The following is a 22,786-nucleotide window of genomic DNA, read 5'->3' on the forward strand; positions in this document are numbered from 1 at the left end:
ACCAATGACACATAAGCGGCTTTCTATAATGGTACCAAGCGTGGGTTCCCGACAAGGGAAACGGGCTCCTGCTTTCTTGTCAATGGCATCACCGTGAACAAGACAATTCAAACTGTCGAAAGTGCCGCAGCCGGCAGCGCTTTCCTGATCGAGGACGTCTATCCCTCGATCGACGGCGGCCGCTTCGCCGTGAAGCGGATCGCCGGCGAACCGGTCGAGGTCTGGGCCGACATCTACCGCGACGGCGAGGCCGTGATCGCCGCCGCGCTGATCTGGCGAGGAGAGCAGGACCGCGAATGGCGGAGCGAGCCGATGATCCATCACGGCAATGACCGCTGGTGCGGCGCGTTCACGCCCGTTGAGCCCGGCCAATATGTCTACGCGATCGAAGCCTGGACCGACGAGTTCGCCACCTGGTCGCACGCGGTCGCGCGCAAGCGGCGTACCGGGGCCGATGTCAGCCTCGATGCCATCGAGGGCGCCGGCCTTTTGACCAAGGCGCATGGCGCGCGGCAGGACGCGGCAGCGGTCATCATCAGGCAATGCGAGGACTATCTGAGGAACGGCGACGTCGCCTCACTGCTCGCAGCCGAGCTCGGCACAGCGATGGCCGAGAGCCAGTCGCGCCCCGACCTCACGCGCTCACCACTCTTCCCGCTGAGCATAGACCGCGACAAGGCGCGCTTTAGCGCCTGGTATCAGATGATGCCGCGCAGCCAGAGCGCATTGCCGGGCCGGCATGGCACGCTGCGCGACTGCATCGCGCGCGTGCCCGACATCGCTGCCATGGGCTTTGACGTGCTCTACTTCACGCCGATCCACCCGATCGGTCACACAAGCCGCAAGGGCCGCAACGACGCGCCGGTGGCAAATGAGGGCGATCCGGGCTCGCCCTATGCGATCGGCTCGGCCGAGGGCGGCCACGATGCGCTGCATCCCGAGCTCGGCACGATCGAGGATTTTCGCGCGCTGGTCGCCACATGCCTCGAGTACGGGCTCGAGCTCGCGCTGGACTTCGCGGTGCAGTGCTCGCCGGACCATCCCTGGATGACACAGCATCCGGAATGGTTCAAATGGCGGCCGGACCGCTCGGTGCGGACGGCCGACGGCCCTTATTCCGACATCGTCATTCCCGATTTCGCCTCGGTGGATCGCACCGGCCTGTGGAATGCGTTTCGCGACGCCATGCTGTTCTGGATCGACCATGGCGTCACCATCTTCGCCATCGACAATCACGACACCGCGCCGCTTCCATTCTGGGAGTGGCTGATCCACGACATCCGCCGCCGGCATCCGGAGGTGATCCTGTTCTCCAAGACCTATGCACGGCCGAAGCTGATGAAGGGCCTGGCCAAGCTCGGCTTTGCGCAGTCGTTCACCTATTTCCCCTGGCGCACGGAAAGGTGCGAGCTGGAGCAATATCTCGGCGAGCTGACGCGCTATCCCGAGCGCGATTTCTATCGTCCGAACCTGTTCGTCAACACGGCCGACCTGCTGCCTTATCATCTCCAGAGCGGAGAGGCCTGGGCATTCAAGTCGCGCATCGCGCTGGCGGCGACGCTCTCGGGCAATTACGGCATCTTTGGCGGATTCGAGCTCCTCGAGCATGAGGCCATTCCCGGCCGCGAAGAATATCTGGATTCCGAGAAATATCGGATCAAGCCGCGCGACTGGGACAAGCCCGGCAACATCAAGCCCTACATCGGCGCGCTCAATCGCATCCGCACCGAGAACGCGGCGCTCCGGCAGACGGTCAATTTGCGCTTCCTCGGCGTCGAGGATGGCGAAACCATTGCCTTCGTGAAGCAGACGGCCGAGCCGGACAATGCCGTCATCGTCGTGATCGCGCTGTCGCGCCACGTGCGCGAATTCTGGCTGCCGCTCGGCGACGTCACCATTGACGCCGGCGGGCAGCGACACCATGTGACGACACTCGAAAACCTCGTCACCGGCGAGCGGTCCTGCATCGAATGGGGCGGAATCAGATTGCGTATCGATCCAGAGCGCGATCCGGCGCTTCTATTCCGCGGCCTGGCGTAAGGGTTCACGCCATGAATGTCCTGTCTTCCGTCGATGCCAAAAAAGCCGAGGCTGCCGAGGTCGTGGATGAGCTCTGGTACAAGGATGCCATCATCTATCAGCTCCACGTCAAGGCTTTTGCCGACAGCAACAATGACGGCATCGGCGACTTCGCCGGACTGACCGAGAAGCTGCCTTACCTCCAGGAGCTCGGCGTCACCGCGCTGTGGCTGCTGCCGTTCTATCCCTCGCCCGGCCGCGACGACGGCTACGACATCGCCGACTACGGGTCGGTCAATCCCGATTTCGGGACGATGAAGGATTTCAAGCGCTTCATCCAGGAGGCGCAGAAGCGCGGCCTGCGCGTCATCACCGAACTCGTCGTCAACCACACTTCGGACCAGCACAAGTGGTTCAAGCGCGCGCGGCGCAGCCATCCAGGCTCCAGCGCGCGCAACTGGTACGTCTGGAGCGACACCGACCAGAAATACCAGGGCACGCGCATCATCTTCACCGACACGGAGAAGTCGAACTGGACCTGGGATCCCGAGGCCGGCGCGTTCTACTGGCACCGTTTCTTCTCGCACCAGCCGGACCTCAATTTCGACAATCCGCGCGTGGTCAGCGCCATCATCCAGGTGATGAAGCGCTGGCTCGATGCCGGCGTCGACGGATTCCGCCTCGATGCCATTCCCTATCTCTGCGAGCGCGAGGGCACCTCGAACGAGAACCTCCCCGAGACGCATGCGATCATCAAGCGCCTGCGCCAGGAGCTCGATGCGTATTCCAAAGGCAAGCTGCTGCTGGCCGAGGCCAATCAATGGCCGGAGGACGTGCAGGAATATTTCGGCCGTGGCGACGAGTGCCACATGGCCTATCACTTCCCGCTGATGCCGCGCATCTACATGGCGATCGCACAGGAGGACCGCTTCCCGATCACCGACATCCTGCGCCAGACGCCGGACATCCCGGCGAGCTGCCAATGGGCGCTGTTCCTGCGCAACCACGACGAGCTGACGCTGGAGATGGTCACCGACGTCGAGCGCGACTATCTCTGGACCACCTACGCCAACGATCCCCGCGCGCGCATCAATGTCGGCATTCGCCGGCGCCTTGCGCCGCTGATGGACAACGACCGCCGCAAGATCGAGCTGATGAACTCGCTGCTGCTGTCGTTCCCCGGCACGCCGATCATCTATTACGGCGACGAGATCGGGATGGGCGACAACATCTATCTCGGCGACCGCAACGGCGTGCGCACGCCGATGCAATGGAGCCCGGACCGCAACGGCGGTTTCTCGCGCTGCGATCCGGCCCGCCTCTACGCGCCGCTGATCATGGACCCGGTCTATGGCTATGAGTCGGTGAACGTGGAGGCACAGTCGCGCAGCCTGTCGTCGCTGCTCAGCGCCACCAAGCGGCTGATCTCGGTGCGCAAGTCGACGCTCGCCTTCGGCCGCGGCACCATGACCTTCATCCGCCCGGCCAACCGCGCCGTGCTGGCCTATGTCCGGCAGTATCGCGACGAGGTGATCCTCTGCGTCGCCAATCTCTCCCGTGCCGCGCAAGCGACCGAGCTCGACCTGTCGCCGTGGAAGGACCGCATCCCGCAGGAGATGCTCGGCCGCACCCGCTTCCCTGCGATCGGCGAACTGCCTTACATGATCACGCTGGGGCCCTATGGCTTCTACTGGTTCCAGCTCCTGGAGCGCGACAAGTCCGAGCCGGTGACGCCGAGCGCGGTGCCGGAGTTCGAGACGCTGGTGGTCCCGGTGAACTCGAACTGGGTGTCGCTTGCCCGCGAGCGCGGCGTGTTCGAGCGCGACGTGCTGCCGGGATTTCTGTCACGGACGCGTTGGTTCCCCGAGCACAATCCCAAGCAGATCAAGACCGCGTTGACCTCTGCGGTACCGTTCTGCGACATCGGCGACAACCGCCCCTGGATCGCGTTCTTCGAGACCAGGCAGGGGGACGCGACCACACGCTACGTACTGCCGCTCCAGATCGAGTGGGTGCGCTTCGACCGCGAGCGCTTCAACCCGAAAGCGCTGGCCGCCGTGCGCCAGGGCGCGCGCGAAGGCACGCTGCTCGATGTCGCGACCGAGCAGATCTTCATCGGCCTGTTCCTGCGCAATCTGTCGCAGAATCTCGTGGTGGAAGAGAACAATCTGCGGCTGGAGTTCAAGGCCACCAGCCGCTTCGCCGATTACACGATCAAGGAGCCCGGGCGCATCCGTGCGATCGAGCAGTCGAACAGCACCGCGCTGGTCGACAACCAGTACGTCGCCAAGATCTATCGCCGGCTCGAAAGCGGCATCAGCCCCGAGATCGAGATCGGCCACTATCTCACCGAGGTCGCGCGCTTCGCCAACACACCGGCGCTGCTCGGCAGCGTCGAGCTGGTCGACGGCGACCAGCGCAGCGCGCTCGGCGTGCTGCATGCCTATGTCGAGAACCAGGGCGACGGCTGGACGGTGACCACGGGCTATCTCGATCGTTATATCGACGAGCAGCGCGTGGCGCCGGCCGATAAGATGCCACGCGAAACCCAGGAGCAGGCGCCGTATCTGCATTTCATCGCGCAGATCGGCCGGCGGCTCGCCGAGCTGCATGTCGCCCTCGCCGCGGCAAGACCGGACGAGCTCGCTCCGGAGCCGATCGATTCCGCATGCATCGCGCGCCTCGTATCCGACCTCAAGGCTCGCGCCGAGCAGGTTTTCGAACGGCTGGCCGACAGCCGCCACGGCCTGCCGGAGGCGCACCGGCCGCTGATCGATCGGCTTACGGAGACGCGTGCGGGCCTGTCCGACCGGCTGAATGCGCTATTGCCTTCCGGGACCCGTGGGTTGAACATCCGTCATCATGGCGACTTCCGCCTCGGGCAAACTCTGATCGTGAAGGACGACATCTTCATCATCGATTTCGACGGCGATCCGCGCGTGCCACTGGTCGACAAGCGGCGCAAGGCTCCGGCCGCCCGCGACGTCGCGGGCCTGATCCACTCGATCGACGTTTCGGTTAACGCGGCCCTCAGTCGCGCGCTCACGGGCGCCTCCGACGAGCAGGGCCGGCTCGTCGCCGCGCTCGACGAATGGCGCGAACGCGCCACCGCGACCTTCCTATCCGCCTACCGCGAAGCCATGACCGACCGGAGGCTGTGGCCGGAAGATCGGCCATCAACGCGAGGCCTGTTAAGGTTTTTCCTGCTTGATCAAGCGTTCGACGAAGTAGAGCACGAGCTGTCCCACCGGCCTGAGGGGCTCCATGCGCCGCTGACCGAACTGCTTCGCATTCTGTCCAGTGCCGAGAGCGAAGCCCATGCCTAAATTGCCTGCCGAGGCCTATGCGATCATCGAGGGCCGCCACTCCGATCCCTTCCACTATCTCGGGCTGCATCCCGAGGGCGGCAAAAGCGTGGTGCGCGCGTTTGTGCCCGAGGCCACCAATGTCGAGGCGGTCGGCGAGCATGGCGAGGTCGCTCCGCTCGACCGCGTGCACGATTCCGGCCTGTTCATCGGCGCCCTGCCCAATGGCTCGAAGCACTACCAGTTGCGCGCGACCTTCGGCAACGACGTCGTTGAGTTCGAGGATGCCTACCGCTTTCCGCCGATCCTGACCGATTTCGATCTCTACCTGCTCGGCGAAGGCACCCATCAGCGCCTCTACGACAAGCTCGGCGCGCATCCGATGCGGCTTGAGGGCGTGGACGGCATCGGCTTCGTGGTGCTGGCGCCAAATGCGCGGCGCGTATCCGTGGTCGGCGACTTCAACTTCTGGGACGGGCGGCGTCACCCGATGCGGGTGCGCGGCAGCGGTTACTGGGAATTGTTCATTCCGCATGCGAAGGCCGGCGATCACTACAAATTCGAGATCATCGGCCCGCACGGCCACCTGCTGCCGCTGAAATCCGATCCGCTGGCATTTGCCAGCGAGCTGCGGCCGAAGACGGCTTCGATCGTGTTCGACGAGGCGCGTCTGCCGCGGCCGCGCCCGGCGCCCGACGGCATCAATGCCCTGTCGGCGCCGATGTCGATCTACGAGGTCCATCTCGGCTCGTGGCGGCGCAAGGGCAACAATGAATGGCTGACCTATCGCGAGCTGGCCGAGCAGCTGCCGGCCTACGCCCGCGACATGGGATTCACCCATCTCGAATTCCTGCCCGTCAGCGAGCATCCGTTCGACGGCTCCTGGGGCTACCAGCCGACCGGCCTCTACGCGCCGACCAGCCGCTTCGGCACACCCGATGACTTTGCGACACTGGTCGATGCCTGCCACCGCGAGGGCATCGGCGTGCTGCTCGACTGGGTGCCCGGCCATTTCCCGGATGATCCGCACGGGCTCGGCCATTTCGACGGCACCTCGCTCTACGAGCACGCCAACCCGCTCCAGGGTCGCCACCTCGACTGGGGCACGCTGATCTACAATTACGGCCGCACCGAAGTGACGAACTTCCTGGTGTCGAATGCACTGTTCTGGCTGGAGCGTTACGCGATCGACGGCCTGCGCGTCGACGCGGTGGCCTCCATGCTGTATCTCGACTACAGCCGGCCGCCCGGCGCATGGGTTCCGAACCAGTATGGCGGGCGGGAGAACATCGAGGCGATCAACTTCCTGCGCCGTTTCAACACGGAAGTGTTCGCCCGCTTCCCGCAGGCGACCACGGCGGCTGAGGAGTCCACTGCCTGGCCTCAGGTCTCACGCCCGGTCGAATTCGGCGGGCTCGGCTTCGGCTACAAGTGGAACATGGGCTGGATGCACGACACGCTGAGCTACATCAGCAAGGATCCGATCTACCGCAAGCACCACCACGGCGAGATCCTGTTCGGCCTGCACTACGCGTTCTCGGAGAACTTCATCCTGCCGCTGTCGCATGACGAGGTCGTGCACGGCAAACGTTCGATCCTCGGCCGCATGCCCGGCGACGAGTGGCAGCGCTTCGCCAATTTGCGCGCCTATTACAGCTTCATGTTCGGACATCCCGGCAAGAAGCTGCTGTTCATGGGCGCGGAAATCGCGCAGAGCAGCGAATGGAATCACGATCAATCGCTCGACTGGCACCTGCTCGAATACAAGTACCATTCCGGCATCCAGGCGCTGATCCGCGACCTCAACCGGCTCTACCGGGCCGTGCCGGCGCTGCACCAGATGGATTGCGACCAGGCCGGCTTCGAATGGCTGATCACCGACGATGCCAACCGCAACGTGTTCGCCTGGCTGCGCAAGGGCTTTGACGAGCAGGCGCGATGCCTGGTGGTCGTCAATTTCTCTCCCAATGTCTATCGCAACTATCGCGTCCGCGTGCCTTTGGCCGGCAAGTGGAAAGAGGTGTTCAACTCCGACTCCGCCCATTACGGCGGCAGCAATGTCGGGAACATCGGCGAGGTTCAGACCGTTGACGGCAAGACGCCCGAGCTCCGCCTCACCATTCCGCCGCTCGCCGCGATCTTCCTCGTTCCGGAAAGCTGATCGATGCGCCTGACCGCCGGATCGCCCGCACGGCTCGGCGCAAGCTGGGACGGACGCGGCACCAATTTCGCGCTGTTCTCCGCCAACGCGCAGAGGGTCGAGCTCTGCCTGTTCGACGCGCAAGGCCGCCGCGAGCTCGAGCGTATCGAGCTGCCTGAGAAGACCGAGGATGTCTGGCACGGCTATCTCAATGACGTCTCGCCCGGCCAGCTCTACGGCTATCGCGTGCACGGGCCCTACGAGCCCGAGCACGGCCATCGCTTCAACGCCAACAAGCTGCTGCTCGACCCCTATGCCAAGCGGCTTGCCGGGCGGCTGGTCTGGAGCGATGCCCATTTTGCCTATCGCACCGGCTCACCGCGCGAAGACCTGTCCTTCGACCGGCGCGACAATGCGCGCGGCATGCCGAAGGCCGTCGTGGTCGACGAGACCTTCAACTGGGGCCGCCGCGAGATCCGTCCCAACATATCCTGGGAAGACACCATCATCTACGAGGCCCACGTCAAGGGCCTCACTCAGAAGCGCGACGACGTGCCGCCGAACTTGCGCGGCACCTATGGCGGCCTGTCCTCGCCGGCGATGATCGAGCACCTGAAGAAGCTCGGAGTCACTACGGTCGAGCTGTTGCCGATCCACAGCTTCGTCGACGACCGCATCCTCGTGGAAAAGAAGCTCGCCAATTACTGGGGCTACAACACGCTGTCCTTCTTCGCGCCCGAGCCGCGCTACGCTCAGGACAACGCGCTCGATTCCTTCCGCACCACGGTGGCACGGCTGCACGATGCCGGAATCGAAGTGATGCTCGACGTCGTCTACAACCACACCGCCGAGGGCAACCACCTCGGCCCGACGCTGTGCTATCGCGGCATCGACAACGCCTCCTATTACTGGCTGAACCGCGAGAACCCGCGCTACTACGACGATTTCACCGGCTGCGGCTCGTCGGTGAACCTCACCCACCCCCGCGTGCTGCAGATGGTGATGGATTCCCTGCGCTACTGGGTCGAGGTCTGCCATGTCGATGGCTTCCGTTTCGACCTCGCCACCACGCTGGCGCGGGGACCGCACGGCTTTGATCGCGGCAGCTCGTTCTTGACCGCGGTCCGGCAGGACCCGGTGCTGGCGGCCGTCAAGCTCGTCGCGGAGCCCTGGGACCTCGGGCTCGGCGGCTACCAGGTCGGCGCCTTCCCATCGCAATGGTCGGAATGGAACGATCGCTATCGCAGCGCCATGCGCCGCTACTGGAGCGGCGAAGGCAGCCTGATCGGCGACATTTCCAGCCGTATGACCGCGTCGTCCGACCTGTTCAACCACGACGGACGCCGGCCGCGCGCCAGCATCAATCACATCACCGTCCACGATGGCTTCACCCTCGCCGACCTCTTCAGCTACAACGAGAAGCACAACGAGGCCAATGGCGAGGACAATCGCGACGGCTCCAACGACAATCACAGCAACAATTGTGGTGTCGAGGGGCCGACCGACGATCCCAACATCATCAGCCTGCGCCGGCAGCTGCGCAAGAACGTGCTGGCCTGCCTGATGCTGGCGCAGGGCGTTCCGTTGATCCTCGCCGGCGACGAGGTCGGCAACTCGCAATCCGGCAACAACAACGCCTATTGCCAGGACAACGAAGTCGGCTGGGTCGGCTGGGACAATCTCGGCAAGGAGGGCGACGACATGGTCGATTTCGTCGCCCATCTCGCCGACATCCGCCGCCGGTTCTCGCAGCTGCGCAGCCATCGCTGGCTTGATGGCCGGCCCAAGGACGGCGCCTCCTACGGTGCGTTGTGGCTGACGCCCGCCGGCGACGAGATGACGGAGAGCGACTGGAAATTTCCGGAAGGCAGATTCCTCTCCTATGTGATGGGCCCGATGGAACCGGGCGGGGCTGCGATCTTTATCGTCCTGAACGCCGCCCCCGAAGAGATCGCATTCAAATTGCCCAGAATGGCCGAATATAAGAGCTGGCAGCAGTTCCTGAACACGACCGATGCCAAGCTGAATACGATCGACTTCCTGCCCGGGAGCGACAGCAAGGCGCCGCCGCGCTCCGTGCTCGCCTTTGCGGGGGCACCATGAGGGCATCCTTCGGGGCGAGGCCGACGAAGGACGGCGTGTCGTTCCGGCTATGGGCGCCCGCCGCGCGCCGTGTCGACCTCTTGCTCGACCGCAGGCACGCGATGCAGCGCCGGCAGGATGGCTGGTACGTCGCCGACATTGCCGGCCTCACCGCCGGCAGCCCCTACAAGTTCAGGATCGACGACGAGATCGACGTGCCGGATCCTGCTTCGGCTTTCCAGCCCGAGGACGTGTTCGGCCCGAGCGAGGTGATCGATCATGACGCCTTCGTATGGCGCGCGCGCGAATGGCGGGGCCGTCCGTGGGAAGAGACGGTGCTGATCGAGACCCATGTCGGCACCTTCACGACCGAAGGCACCTACCGCGCCATGATCGACAAGCTCGATCATCTCACGACAACCGGCATCACCGCGCTGGAATTGATGCCGCTGGCCGATTTCGCAGGAGCCCGCGGCTGGGGCTATGACGGCGTGCTGTGGTATGCGCCCGACAGCGCCTATGGCCGGCCAGAAGACCTGAAGACGCTGATCGACGAGGCCCATCTGCGCGGGCTGATGGTGTTCCTCGACGTGGTCTACAATCATTTCGGCCCGGAGGGGAATTATCTCGGCCGCTATGCGCCGACCTTCTTCACCGATGCGCACACGCCATGGGGCAGCGCGATCGACTACCGCCTGCCGCAGGTGCGCGCGTTTGCCGTCGAGAACGCGCTGTCCTGGCTCAGCGACTACCGCTTCGACGGCCTCAGGCTCGACGCCGCCAACCACATCATGGCTGTCCCGGGCGAGCAGTCCATGCTGCAGGACCTCAGCGTTGCCGCCGGCGAGCTCGCCAAGGCCACGGGACGCCACATCCACCTCGTGCTGGAGAACGGCGACAATCGCGCCAGCCTGCTCGATGCTGCGCAGGACCCGCCGAACGGCAAATATCGTGGCCAGTGGAACGACGATTATCATCACGTCTGGCACGTGATGCTGACCGGCGAGCATGCCGGCTATTATGGCGATTACCAGACGCCGCGCATGGATCTTGCGCGCGCGCTCGCCTCCGGCTTCGTCTATCAGGGCGAGATCTCGGAATTCTGGGGCAAGAAGCCGCGCGGCGAGCCGAGCGGCAAGCTGCCGCCGGCGACCTTCGTCAACTTCCTGCAGAACCATGATCAGATCGGTAATCGTCCGCTTGGCGAGCGGCTGGAAAGCCTGGCATCGCCAAAACAGATCGAGGCCGCGCTCGCGGTTACCCTTCTCGCCCCGATGGTGCCGATGCTGTTTCAGGGCGAGGAATGGGGCTCGACGGTCCCCTTCCCGTTTTTCTGCGACTTCCAAGGTGGACTCGCCGATGCGGTGCGCAAGGGGCGCAAGCAGGAATATGCCTGGGCGTACGAAAAATACGGCGACGAGGTGCCCGACCCACTCGATCCCGCAACGCTGCAATCGGCCGTGCTCGACTGGGCCGGCCGCACGCCGCAGCAGGACGAGCGCCTTGCGCTGGTGAAGGACCTGCTCGCGCTCCGTCATAAGGAGATCGTGCCGCGGCTGAAGGGCGCGAGCTTCGGTGACGCCGAGGCGGCCGACAACGGCCTGCTCACCGCGCATTGGCGGATGGGCGACGGCACGACGTTGCGCCTCGTCGCCAATCTCTCGGATCACGAGATCACCTCCACCGTCAGTGCGGGCGCGCCGATCTGGGGCGGCGCGGCCGGCGATCGGATTCCGCCCTGGTCGGTGGTCTGGCGTCTCGGAGGTTGACATGCCTCCTGCCATTCCGCTCGCGACCTACCGGCTCCAGCTCACGGCGGATTTCGACTTCGACAAGGCTGCCGCGGTCGTACCTTACCTGAAAGCGTTGGGGATCACGCATCTCTACGCCTCGCCGGTGATGAAGGCGCGAAAGGGCTCGAGCCATGGCTACGACACGGTCGACCACAGCCAGCTCAATCCGGAGCTGGGCGGCGAGGCCGGTTTTGCGCGGCTGAGCGAGGCGCTTCAGCAGCACGATCTCGGCCTCATCATCGACTTCGTGCCCAACCATGTCGGCGTGCACTTCTCCGACAATCCCTGGTGGCTCGACGTGCTGGAATGGGGCCAGGCCTCGCCGCACGCGGCCTCCTTCGACATCGACTGGGATCAATTGGCCTACCGCGCCCGCGGCGGCGTGCTGCTGCCGATCCTCGGCACGTCCTACGGCGAGGCGCTGGAGCGCGGCGACATCGAGCTGCGCTACGATCCGGACGAGGGAAGTCTCTCCGCCTGGTATTTCGAGCACCGCCTACCCATCGCGCCGGAGCGCTACGGCGAGATACTGCGCGTGATCGTCAAGGAGGCGGACGCCGCCGAGACGGAGCCCGGCAAGCGCCTGCTCGCGCTCGCGGCGCACTACACCGGGCTGCGCCGCCCCAATCGCAAGGAAGCTCCCGCCTTCAAGTCCGAGCTCAAGGAGATCGCAGGCGCCGCCGACATCATCAGTCGCGGCCTTGCCGCTTATCGCGCCGGCAAGGACCGCCCGGCACAGACGCTGACGCTGCATCATCTCCTGGAGCGCCAGCACTACAAGCTCGGGCACTGGCGGCTTGCCTCCAGCGACATCAATTATCGCCGCTTCTTCGACGTCAACGGCCTCGCCGGCCTGCGCGTCGAGGACGCGAGCACATTTGCCGCCACACATCGGCTGGTGAAGCAACTCATCGCCGAGGGCAAACTACAGGGAATCCGGCTCGATCACATCGACGGCCTGCGTGACCCCGCACAATACTGCCAGCGGCTGCGCCGGCTGGTGCGCGACGCCCAGGGCAACACAAAGCCGTTCTATACGGTGATCGAGAAGATCCTGTGCGAGCACGAGCGCCTGCCGCATTTCGCCGGCGTCCAGGGCACCACCGGCTACGAGTGGATGAACGTCATTACCCATGTGCTGGTCGATCCCAAAGGCCTGGAAGCGCTCGACGAGACCTGGCGGCAGATCAGCAACCGCCCGCCGCGGCTTGCGCCTTACGTCAAGGAGGCGAAGCGGCGGGTGCTCGAGACCTTGCTTACCAGCGAGTTCACCGTGCTGACGCGCCTGCTCGCGCGCATCGCCAACGGGCATTATTCGACACGCGACTTCTCAGCCGACAGTTTGCGGCAGGCGCTCGAACTTTATGTGCTGCATTTCCCGGTCTATCGCACCTACCTGACGCACAGCGGCCCCACCGCGCACGACCGCAAGCTGATCGAGGACACCATCGCGCGCGCCCGCCGGGAGTGGTTTGCCGCCGACGAAGGCATTTTCGACTTCCTGCGCGACGCGCTGACCATGGACTTGCTCAAGCCCGGCCGTCCTCCGCACAGCACGCCGCGCGTGCGCCGGTTCGCGCTGAAGGTGCAGCAGTTCACCGGGCCGATGATGGCGAAGTCGCTGGAGGACACGGCGTTCTATCAATTCCACCGGCTGCTTGCGCTGAACGAGGTCGGCGGCGATCCCGCGAGCACCGGCCTCACCATTCCCGCCTTCCACCAGGCCATGCAGGCCCGCGCCAGGGAATGGCCGCAAGGCATGACCGCGACGGCCACCCACGATACCAAGCGCGGCGAGGATGCCCGCATGCGTATCGCGGCGCTGAGCGAGGTTCCCGGCGAATGGACCAGCGCGGTGGCGCGATGGAAGGTGTTGAACGCGCCGCATCTCACACTCCACGGCAATTTCCGCGCCCCGTCGGCGACGTTCGAATACATGCTCTACCAGACCCTGCTCGGCACCTGGCCGCTGCAAGAGTCGATCGATGCCGCCTTCGTCGAGCGCATCCAGGCCTATGCGCTCAAGGCTGCGCGCGAAGGCAAGGAGGAGACGAGCTGGCTCAATCCGCATGAAGCCTACGAGAACGGCATACGCGACTTCATCGAGAAGATCCTCGACCCCGCTCAATCCGCCGAATTCCTGGAGGCGTTGCAAACCCTGGCTCGCCGCGTCGCGCTGCTCGGCACGTTGAACTCGCTGAGCCAGCTCACGCTCAAGGCGACGCTGCCGGGCGTGCCGGACTTCTATCAAGGCAGCGAATTCTGGGACCTGTCGCTGGTCGATCCCGACAACCGCCGCCCCGTCGACTTCGCCGCGCGCCGCGCGGCGCTGACGTCATTGGAAGCGCCGGACTGGAACGGCCTGATCAAGAGCTGGCCGGACGGCCGGCTCAAGCTGGCCTGGACGCGGCATCTGGTCAAGCTGCGCAACGAGCTTGCCGACGTGTTCGCGCAAGGCGACTACCAGCCGCTGGAAGTACAGGGCGCACATGCCGACCATGTCATCGCCTTCGCGCGTCGCCACGGCCGCACGGCTGCGATTGTCGTGGTCGGGCGTCAGTTCGCGCCGTTCACCCAAGCAGGCCGGGAATGGCCCGCACTGGAGGGGCTTGACGCGACGATCGACATCACAGGCTATACCGTGCCCGGCCTTGCGGGGAACGACCTGCCGCTCGCCCAGGCTTTCCGCGACTTTCCCGCCTCGGCCATCGCGGCCCGAACTGCGAACGCCATCAGGCCCTCACGGCAGCGCGTGCACGCCTGAAGTTACTTTCCCCCGTCTTTGGTCAACAGCAATTGGCCGCGCTTCCTGATCGTCGCCTGCGCCATCTCGGCAAAGCGCTGCAACAGCCAGGGCAGCACCACCTCGACCCGGACCTGATCGTCGGCCACGTCGATCTGACCGGTCGCGACCTGCCCCAGCGCACGGATGCGGAAGTTCATGCTGTCTCCGCTCCAGCGTTCCTCCTCCACCTGCATCACGGGAATGCTTGCTGCGGCGCGGCCAAGCCCTGCCTTGAGCCGGCGCACCGCCTCCTCGCGGCCGAGACGATGCGGAATTGAGACGACAAGCGGCGCTGACATGGTCCTGACCCCTTCTAACTGATCCCCACCTACTCATGGCCGACGGAAGGGCAAAGGTTCCATGCGAGCTGGGGCCGGCGCCCACGTTGCGGAGCCGGAACTTTAAAACATACGGCAAGTTGCTCCCACACGACGGGACAGGTGCAAACGACCCTTTCATCAAAGGGCTGAGGAGATTCGTATGTCAATCGGCACGATCATTCTGATCATTCTGGTCATCGCCCTGCTGGGCGGCTTCAGCGGCATCGGCGGCGGGCCGTTCTACGGCACCGGCTATTATGGCGGCGGCGGCCTTGGGCTCGTCATCATCATCCTGCTGATCCTACTGCTGATGGGGCGGATCTAGTTAGGGCGGTCATTCCGGGGCGCGCGCACGCGCGAACCCGGAACCTCGCGCCACAAATCTCTGGATTCCGGGTCTGCGCTTCGCGCAGCCTGGAATGACGTTTGGAAAGCACCTACCTCGCCTTCGCCGCCAGCTTCTTCATCGCCGCTTTGATCGACGCGGCGGCATCGTCATAACCCTCCCATGCTTTCGATCTCGGCAACAGGCCCGGCACGGTGCGCAGCGTATACTTCTTCGGATCGAGATCGCTCTTCACCTGCGCCCAAGTCAGCGGCATCGATACCGTGGCGCCGACGCGCGCCCGCGGCGACAGCGGGGCAACCGCGGTCGACATGCGGTCGTTGCGGAGATAATCCAGGAAGATCTTTCGCTTGCGCAGCTTCTTCGACATGTTGAGCAGATAGCGTTCGGGATCGTCATTGGCCATCCACTGGCAGACGCCTTGTGCAAATGCCTTGGCTTCCTTCCAGCTCACCTTCTCGCGCGCGCCGTGGAGCAGCGGCACCACCAGGTGGAGGCCCTTGCCGCCCGTGGTCTTGCAGAAGCTGTCCATGCCGACATCACCCAGCCGCTGCCGCATCTCCTTGGCCGCTTCGACGACCTCGGCGAAGTCCACGTCGGGCGCGGGATCGAGATCGAACACCAGCCGGCCCGGCGTGTCGTAGGAATAAGGCGCGCAGTTCCAGGGATGCAACTCGACGCCGCCGATCTGCGCCACGGCGGCAAGCCCCTCGACCCGATCGATCTCGAGATAGGGCTTGCGGTCGCCGGAGACCCGCGCGAGCTCCAGAAGGTTCGACTGCCCCTGCATGGCGTGGCGCTGGAAGAAGCATTCGCCCTTGATACCGTCGGGGGCGCGGATCAGCGAACAAGGCCGGCCCTTGAGGTGCACGATCATCCACTCGCCGACGGCTTCGAGATAGCGGGCAAGGTCCAGCTTGGTGACGGGCTCACCATTACCGTCATCAGGCCAGAGCTCCTTGTCCGGTTTGGAGATGACGACGCCCATGACCTCGGCATTTTGAGCGGCCTGCTTCGATTGTCCGCCCGCCTTCGTGCGCGCCGGCTTCCTGGCCGAGGGTTCGGCGAGCTCGGTATCGACGGGCGCCTCGGCCTCGACCTCCTCGGCCGGCTTGTCCTGCCGCAATCCCTTGAATGCCGCCTGGCGAATATTGCCGTCGGCGGTGAAGCCGGCAAACTCGATCTCGGCGACGAGCTCCGGCTTCAGCCAGTGCACGTCGCGGGTCTTCTTCGGTGCATTCTTGCCGCCGAAGGGGTTTTGCTTGGTCTCCATGGCCTTCAGAAGAGGCATGATGCGCTTGAGCTTGTCCGCGCCAAAGCCGGTGCCGACCATGCCGACGAAGGCGAGATGATCGCCACGCTGCACGCCGGCCATCAGCGAGCGGAATTTACCGCTGGTGGTCTTGTAGCCGCCGATCACCACCTCGTGGCCGGCCCGGCATTTCGACTTGACCCAGCTCTCGGTGCGGCCGGACCGATACGGGGCATCCAGCTTCTTCGACACCACGCCTTCGAGCTCGAGCTTGCAGGCCGATCTGAGTACGGCATCACCGCCGCTCTCGAAATGCTCGACATAGCGGATCTGGCTCGATTTCCGCTTGCGCTGGCCCAGCAGCTCCTTCAGCCGGGCCTTGCGTTCGCCGAGCGGCAGACGACGGTAATCCTCGTGCTCCGCGAAAAGCAGGTCGAAGGCAAAGAAGATCAGCTCGTCGGTCTTGCCATCGGACAGCGCAGCTTGCAGCGAGGAGAAGTTCGGCGCACCGGTATGGTCGAGTGCGACGATCTCTCCGTCGATCATCACGTCCGGCAGCGCTGCCGCTTCCTTGGCAATCGAGGCGAACTTGCCGGTCCAGTCGAGACCCTTGCGCGTCTTCAGCGTCGCCTCGCCGTCCTCGACCCGGAGCTGCACCCGGTAGCCGTCGAACTTGATCTCGTGGCACCAGCCCTCGCCGGGCGGCGGCCGCTCGACCAGCGTACAGAGCTGCGGCGCAACGAAGTCCGGCATCTCCGAGACCTTCTCGGCGTTGGTCGCGGTCGTGGCGCTCTTCTTCCCCGCTTTGCCGGCTTTCAACGCCGTTCGCGGCGCCGGCTTCACCGTACGCCCTTTCGTCTCCTCGGCGCGGTTGGACTGCCAGACTGCATCGGCCTTGCCCTTGGGACCCTTGGCCAGCATGAACGGCTTCGGCGCGCGGCCCTTGCCTTCGGCGATCTGCTCCATCGCGCGGCCGGAGGCGACGGACTTGTCCTGCTCCAGAATGTCGTTGTCCGCGCCTTCGCGGACATATTCGTCACGATGCTTGATCAGCAGCCAGTTGGTCCGCTTCTCGCCGCCGCGCTTGCGCATGCGCACCAGGACCCAGCTGCCATGCAGCTTGTCGCCGTGGAGCGTGAACTTGAGATCACCCTTCTTGAAGCCGGCTTCCGGATCTTCCGATTCCCAATAGCCTCGATCCCACAGCATCACGGTGCCGCCGCCATATTGGCCTTCGGGAATCGTGCCTTCGAAATCGCCATAGTCGAGCGGGTGGTCCTCGACCTCGACCGCGAGGCGCTTGTCGTGCGGATCGAGCGAGGGCCCTTTCGTCACCGCCCAGGATTTGAACACGCCGTCGAGTTCGAGCCGGAGATCGTAATGCAGGCGCGTCGCATCGTGCTTCTGGATCACGAACCGCCGCTGTTTCGAGGGGGCCACTGCGGTCCTGCCCGATGGTTCGGGCGTCTTCTCGAAGTCACGCTTCTGTCGGTAAGTGGAGAGTTTTTGCAGCACGACCGGTCCCGCTTCTCTTTCGGCGTTCAAGCCTATCACGGTCAAAGTCCCGTCCGGAACCAAAACCCTGTGCGACGGTTGGGGTTCCAAAACGCCTTGAAAACGCTGGAGAATGGAATGGCCCCGCGCGCCTATTGGAAGGGAACGTTGAAGCTCTCGCTGGTGAGCTGCCCGGTGGTGCTCTATCCGGCGGCAACCGCCGCGGAGAAGACGCGGTTTCATCTCATCAACCGCGAGACCGGGAACCGGCTCAAGCAGCAGATGATCGATTCCGAGACCGGCGACGTCGTCGAGAGCGATCAGAAGGGGCGCGGTTACGAGCTGAGCAAGGGCAGATATGTCGAGATCGAGCCGGAGGAGCTCGAGGCAGTCCAGATCGAAAGCAACCACACCATCGACATCGAAAGCTTCGTGCCGCGCGAGGAAATCGACAAGCGCTATCTCAACCATCCCTATTACATCGCGCCCGACGGCAAGGCCGCCGTCGACGCCTTCGCGGTGATCCGCGACGCCATGAAGGATGAGGACCGCGTGGCGCTGGCCAAGATCGTTCTCACCAATCGCGAGCACGTCATGGCGATCGAGCCGCTCGGCAAGGGCCTGCTCGGCACCACGCTGCGATTCCCTTACGAGCTGCGCGACGAGGACCAGTTCTTCGACGACATCAAGAGCCCGAAGATCACCAAGGACATGGTCGAGCTCGCCGGCCACATCCTGCAGACCAAGGCGGCACATTTCGATCCCAGCAAATTCAAGGACGAATACGAGGACGCGCTGAAGGCACTGGTGAAGCGCAAGGCCAGCGGCAAGAAGATCGAACTGCCGGAGCCCGAGGAGCGACCGAGCAACGTCATCAGCCTGATGGACGCGCTGAAGCAGAGCCTGAAGGGGCGCGGCGGCAAGAAGACGGCGGCGAAGTCACATGCGCGGCGTGCGACGGGACGGCACCGAGCCGCGAAGAAGACGCACCGGACAGCTGCGAGGCACAGGAAGGCGGGTTGACCTTGCACCGTCATTGCGGAAACAGGCTTGCGCCACAACCTCTGTCGTCATGCCCGGCTCGACCCGGGCATCCACGCCTGTCCTCACACGCGATAGACGTGGATGGCCGGGTCAAGCCCGGCCATGACGAGTGTGCCTCAAGCCAGCACACCATGCCGCCAAGTCGAACGCTCAATCCCCCGCCTTCAGCCGGTACCCGATGCCCGTTTCCGTGAGCACATATTGCGGCCGTTCGGGATCGGCTTCGATCTTCTGGCGGAGCTGGCGGACATAGACGCGCAAGTACTGCGCGTCGGTCAATTCGTCCCAGAGCTCCCTCAGCAGGAAGCGGTGGGTGAGCACCTTGCCGGCATGCTGCACCAGCACGCGCAACAGGTCATATTCCTTCGGCGAGAGCTTCACGTCACGGTCCCCGACCTTGACGATGCGGCGGACGAGATCGACCGAGAGATCGCCGGTGCGGAACAAAGGGCGCTCGCCCTTGATCTGAAGCTGGTGGCGCAACGCGGCGCGCAGGCGCGCCAGGAGCTCCTCCATGCCGAACGGCTTGGTCAGATAATCGTCGGCACCGAGATCGAGCGCCTGGACCTTGCCGGCTTCGTCACCGCGGCTGGACAGCACCACGATCGGCACGCCTTCGTTGCGGGTGCGGATGGTGCGGAGCAGCTCGTGCCCCTGAACGTCGGGCAGGCCCAGATCGAGAATGATCAGCGCCGGCTCTTCGCCGAGCTTTTCCAGCGCGGTCTTGCCGTTCGACGCCTCCAGGATTTCGTAGCCTTGCGTCGTCAGCCCCATCCGCAGCAATTTGCGGATCGGCGGCTCGTCGTCGATGACCAGGACCTTGATCGGAGCAGCGCTCATGCGGCGGTATCCAATGCGCGACTCTCTGCCGGAACGGGCAGGCGGATGGTGAGGACCGCGCCGCTGCGCTCGCTGCGATTGGCAGCGGAGATCGTGCCGCGCATCGCCTCGACGAAGCCGCGGGAGATGGCGAGCCCGAGCCCGGTCCCCGGGCGGACGTGATCGCCCTTCTGCACGCGATAGAACTTGTCGAACACGCTCTCGAGCTCGTCAGGGGGAATGCCGGCGCCCTCATCGGCGATCTCGAGCACGACGTGACCGCTGTCGCGCCGGCCCCGGATCGAGATCGTGGTCCCGGATGGCGCGTATTTGGCGGCATTGTCGAGCAGATTGAACAGCACCTGCTCGAACAGCACGGCATCGAGCTGGAGCATCGGCAGATCGGCGGCCAGCACCAGCTCGACCTTGTGGCCGCCAAGGATCTTGCTGGCGCGCCGGAGCGCGCTGCCCACGATTTCGCCGAGATCATGCAGCGCCGTGTTGGGCACGATGGCGCCGGATTCGAGCTTGGTCATGTCGAGCAGATTGGCAATGAAGCGGTTGAGCCGCTCGGATTCGTCGATGACGGTCGCGAGCAGGTCGCGCTTCTCGGTGTCGGAGAGAGCGCCGGCAAGATCGCGCATGGTCGAGGCTGCGCCGAGCACGGAGGCGAGCGGCGTCTTCAGATCATGCGAGATCGAGGTCAACAGCGCCGACCGCAGGCGCTCGGATTCGACAGTGCGCTTGACGCGGTCCATGTCCTCGACCAGCAGCACGCGCTCGATCGCGAGCGCGCCCTGGTCGACCAGCGCATCGAGCAGCCGGCGCTGGTCCGGCGTCAGCAGCGGGCCGGTGCGGTCGTTGTCGATGCCGATCACACCGATCGGACGCCGGCCGGTGCGCATCGGCAGAAACAGTCGTTTTGCGCCGGGCAAGGTGTCCGAGCCGCGGCCGGCGGCGCGATCGTTGCTCCAGGCCCAGTTGGCCGCAGCGAGGTCGGCCTGATCGAGCTCATCCTCCGGCGGATAGCCCGATTTCACCGTGAGCAGACCCTCGTCGGGCAACAGCAGAACGACGCGCACCTTCAGCATCAGCGCGATCTGGTAGGCGGTCGCCCACAAGACGTCGTCGAGCGTGGCGGTGCCGGCGAGCTTGCGGCTGAAGGCATACAGCTGCTCGGTCATCCTGATCCGGCCAATCGCCGCATCGGCCTGCGTACGCACGCGCGCTGCGACATTGGAGACGAGCATCGCCACCACCATGAACAGCACGAAGGCGGCGACGTTGGTCGGATCCGTGATCGTGAACGTGTAGATCGGCGGAATGAAGAAGAAATTGTAGCACAGTGAAGCCGCCACCGTCGCCAGCAGCGACGGCCATAAGCCATAGCGCACGGCAACCGCGACGACCGAGGTCAGCAGCACGAGGTCGACGTTCTCGAGCCCGAACCGGGGCTGGATCAGCTCGGCGGCGCCGAGGCCGATCAGCACGATCCCGAGCGCCTTCAGATAGGGCAGCGGATCGAACGGCTCCGAGCGCGCAGCGGTCTGCACCGCGGTCTTGGGCGCGGCCTCGCCGGGCAGCTCGTCACCGGCGATGACGTGGACGGTGATGTTGCCGGCGCGGCGCACCAGGTCGTGCACGACGGAGCCGCGCGTCATCTCGAACCAGCGCGAGCGCGTCGATTTGCCGATCACGATCTGGGTGACGTTGTTGCCTTGCGCGAAATTGACGACGTCGTCGGCGATGCGGCGGCCGACGGCGGGAATGGTCAGCGCCTCGCCGCCGAGCGATTCCGCAAGCCGCAACGTATCGGCCAGCCGATCCCGCTCCTCGTCGGACAATTGCAGGGATCGCCGCGTCTCGATCGAGATCGCGGTGAACGGCGCATGCAGCCGATCGGCCAGCCGCTTGGTGTAGCGCACGAGGCCGGCCGCGCGCGGATCCTCGCTGACGCAGACGAGAATGCGCTCACCCGCGGCCCAGGGACCGGGAATCGCGTTCGCCTGCATGTGGTTGAGGAGCTGCTCGTCGACCCGCTCGGCGGTGCGCCGCAGTGCGAGTTCGCGGAGCGCCGTGAGATTGCCCGGCGAGAAATAATGCTCCAGTGCCCGCTCGGCCTGCTTGGGCACATAGACCTTGCCCTCCTTCAGCCGCTGGATCAGATCGTCGGGCGTGAGGTCGATCAGTTCGATCGCGTCGGCGCGGTCGAACACCGAATCCGGCACGGTCTCGCGCACCCTGACATGGGTGATCTGCGCAACGACGTCGTTCAGGCTCTCGATATGCTGGATGTTGACGGCGGTGTAGACGTCGATGCCGTGCGAGAGCAGCTCCTCGACGTCGAGATAGCGCTTGGGATGGCGGCTGCCGGCCGCGTTGGTGTGGGCGAGCTCGTCGACCAGCGCAATCTGCGGCCGCCGCGCGATCACCGCATCGAGATCCATCTCCTCGACAACCTGGCCGCGGTAGTCCAGCCTCTTGCGCGGGACCACTTCGAGATCGCGCACCAGCGCCTCGGTCTCGGCGCGGCCATGGGTCTCGACGAAGCCGACCACCACGTCGATGCCGGCCTTGCGCTTGGCATGGGCGCTTTGCAGCATCTCATAGGTCTTGCCGACGCCGGGCGCAGCGCCGACGAAGATCTTCAGCCTGCCGCTCGCGCTCTCCTCCCGACGCGCAGCTTCCAGCAGCGCCTCGGGAGAGGGACGTTGTTCGGGATCGCGGCGCTCTCGGACCATGCTATCAATATAATCATCTGCGTACCGCGAGCCTAGACCGCTACTTGGCTGCAGCGCGATCCAGCGCGAGGTTCAGCGCCAGTACGTTAACGCGAGGTTCGCCCATCAGGCCTAGCAAGCGGCCCTGAACGTTGGCCGCCACGATCTGCTTCACAGCGTCCTGCGGCATATTCCGGGCCTTGGCAACGCGTGGCACCTGGAATTCCGCTGCTTCCGGCGAGATGTCAGGGTCGAGACCGCTGGCGGAGGTGGTGACCAGGTCGACCGGCACCTGCGCATTCGGATTCTCTGTCTTGAGCTTGTCCACATCCTCCTTCAGCCGGTCGGCCAGCGCCTTGCTGGTCGGGCCGAGGTTGGAGCCGCCCGAATTGGCGGCGTTGTAGGGCGCCGCAACCGTCTTGGTCGAATCATTCGGGTCCGGCGCTAGCGTTGCCGAGGGGCGGCCGTGGAAGTACTTGTCATCCTTGAACTCCTGCCCGATCAGGGCGGACCCGATCACCTTGCCGTCCTTCTCGATCAGGCTGCCTTGCGCCTGCGCCGGGAAGAGCGCACCGGCGATGGCCGTCATCGCGAGCGGATAGGCGAGGCCCGTGATGGCGGTGAGCACCAGCAAGAGCACGATGGCCGGGCGGATTTCTCTGAGCAT

The 22,786-nt window shown here is 64.9% G+C and carries 13 protein-coding genes; 8 read left to right on the top strand and 5 right to left on the bottom strand.

Annotated features, from left to right (window positions below):
* Positions 1 to 93 precede the first annotated feature (93 nt).
* The 6 genes from P6U28_RS23590 to treY are packed head-to-tail and all read left to right on the top strand — an operon-like array spanning position 94 to position 14,103.
* Positions 94 to 2,040 (top strand): maltotransferase domain-containing protein, encoded by a 1,947-nt coding sequence (locus tag P6U28_RS23590; protein WP_407120006.1) that lies wholly within the window; start codon positions 94 to 96, stop codon positions 2,038 to 2,040.
* An 11-nt stretch (positions 2,041 to 2,051) separates the two neighbouring features.
* Complete coding sequence (gene treS, locus P6U28_RS23595; RefSeq protein WP_122401840.1) at positions 2,052 to 5,345, top strand: maltose alpha-D-glucosyltransferase; 3,294 nt, start codon at positions 2,052 to 2,054, stop codon at positions 5,343 to 5,345.
* Complete coding sequence (gene glgB, locus P6U28_RS23600; protein ID WP_162500157.1) at positions 5,338 to 7,485, top strand: 1,4-alpha-glucan branching protein GlgB; 2,148 nt, start codon at positions 5,338 to 5,340, stop codon at positions 7,483 to 7,485. The genes treS and glgB overlap by 8 nt, the downstream gene beginning before the upstream one ends.
* A 3-nt stretch (positions 7,486 to 7,488) precedes the next feature.
* Entirely contained in the window at positions 7,489 to 9,567 is a 2,079-nt protein-coding gene (gene glgX / locus P6U28_RS23605) for a glycogen debranching protein GlgX (RefSeq protein WP_407120007.1), read from the top strand.
* Positions 9,564 to 11,315 (top strand): malto-oligosyltrehalose trehalohydrolase, encoded by a 1,752-nt coding sequence (treZ, locus tag P6U28_RS23610; protein ID WP_407120008.1) that lies wholly within the window; start codon positions 9,564 to 9,566, stop codon positions 11,313 to 11,315. Before glgX ends, treZ begins: the two co-directional genes overlap by 4 nt.
* A 1-nt stretch (position 11,316) precedes the next feature.
* Complete coding sequence (treY, locus tag P6U28_RS23615) at positions 11,317 to 14,103, top strand: malto-oligosyltrehalose synthase (RefSeq protein ID WP_407120009.1); 2,787 nt, start codon at positions 11,317 to 11,319, stop codon at positions 14,101 to 14,103.
* A 2-nt stretch (positions 14,104 to 14,105) separates the two neighbouring features.
* Here the strand turns inward: treY and P6U28_RS23620 are convergent, their stop codons facing one another.
* Positions 14,106 to 14,423 carry a polyhydroxyalkanoic acid system family protein gene (locus P6U28_RS23620; protein WP_122401835.1) on the bottom strand — a complete coding sequence of 106 codons (318 nt, stop codon included), beginning with the start codon at positions 14,421 to 14,423 and terminating at the stop codon, positions 14,106 to 14,108.
* A 181-nt stretch (positions 14,424 to 14,604) separates the two neighbouring features.
* Here P6U28_RS23620 and P6U28_RS23625 point away from each other — a divergent pair, with 181 nt between their 5' ends.
* Positions 14,605 to 14,769, top strand: a complete 165-nt coding sequence (locus tag P6U28_RS23625) for a DUF3309 family protein (RefSeq protein WP_084298933.1) — start codon at positions 14,605 to 14,607, stop codon at positions 14,767 to 14,769.
* A 112-nt stretch (positions 14,770 to 14,881) separates the two neighbouring features.
* Here the strand turns inward: P6U28_RS23625 and ligD are convergent, their stop codons facing one another.
* Positions 14,882 to 17,557: a DNA ligase D gene (gene ligD / locus P6U28_RS23630; RefSeq protein ID WP_407123105.1), complete on the bottom strand. Its 2,676-nt coding sequence runs from the start codon at positions 17,555 to 17,557 to the stop codon at positions 14,882 to 14,884.
* A 117-nt stretch (positions 17,558 to 17,674) separates the two neighbouring features.
* Between ligD and P6U28_RS23635 the strand changes: the two genes are divergently transcribed.
* Positions 17,675 to 18,559, top strand: coding sequence for a Ku protein (locus P6U28_RS23635; protein WP_129144064.1), 885 nt, complete (start codon positions 17,675 to 17,677; stop codon positions 18,557 to 18,559).
* 171 nt (positions 18,560 to 18,730) lie between these two features.
* On the opposite strand, the gene P6U28_RS23640 is transcribed toward P6U28_RS23635, so the two are convergent.
* Genes P6U28_RS23640 through P6U28_RS23650 form a run of 3 tightly spaced genes read right to left on the bottom strand, consistent with a single transcriptional unit; the run spans position 18,731 to position 22,786 of the window.
* Positions 18,731 to 19,420: a response regulator gene (locus P6U28_RS23640; protein WP_122401832.1), complete on the bottom strand. Its 690-nt coding sequence runs from the start codon at positions 19,418 to 19,420 to the stop codon at positions 18,731 to 18,733.
* Positions 19,417 to 22,140, bottom strand: a complete 2,724-nt coding sequence (locus P6U28_RS23645) for a DUF4118 domain-containing protein (protein WP_407120010.1) — start codon at positions 22,138 to 22,140, stop codon at positions 19,417 to 19,419. The genes P6U28_RS23640 and P6U28_RS23645 overlap by 4 nt, the downstream gene beginning before the upstream one ends.
* A gap of 40 nt (positions 22,141 to 22,180) precedes the next feature.
* Positions 22,181 to 22,786, bottom strand: a complete 606-nt coding sequence (locus P6U28_RS23650) for a K(+)-transporting ATPase subunit C (protein ID WP_407120011.1) — start codon at positions 22,784 to 22,786, stop codon at positions 22,181 to 22,183.

This window comes from Bradyrhizobium sp. STM 3561 (assembly GCF_045571455.1).
GTDB classification, from domain to species: domain Bacteria; phylum Pseudomonadota; class Alphaproteobacteria; order Rhizobiales; family Xanthobacteraceae; genus Bradyrhizobium; species Bradyrhizobium vignae.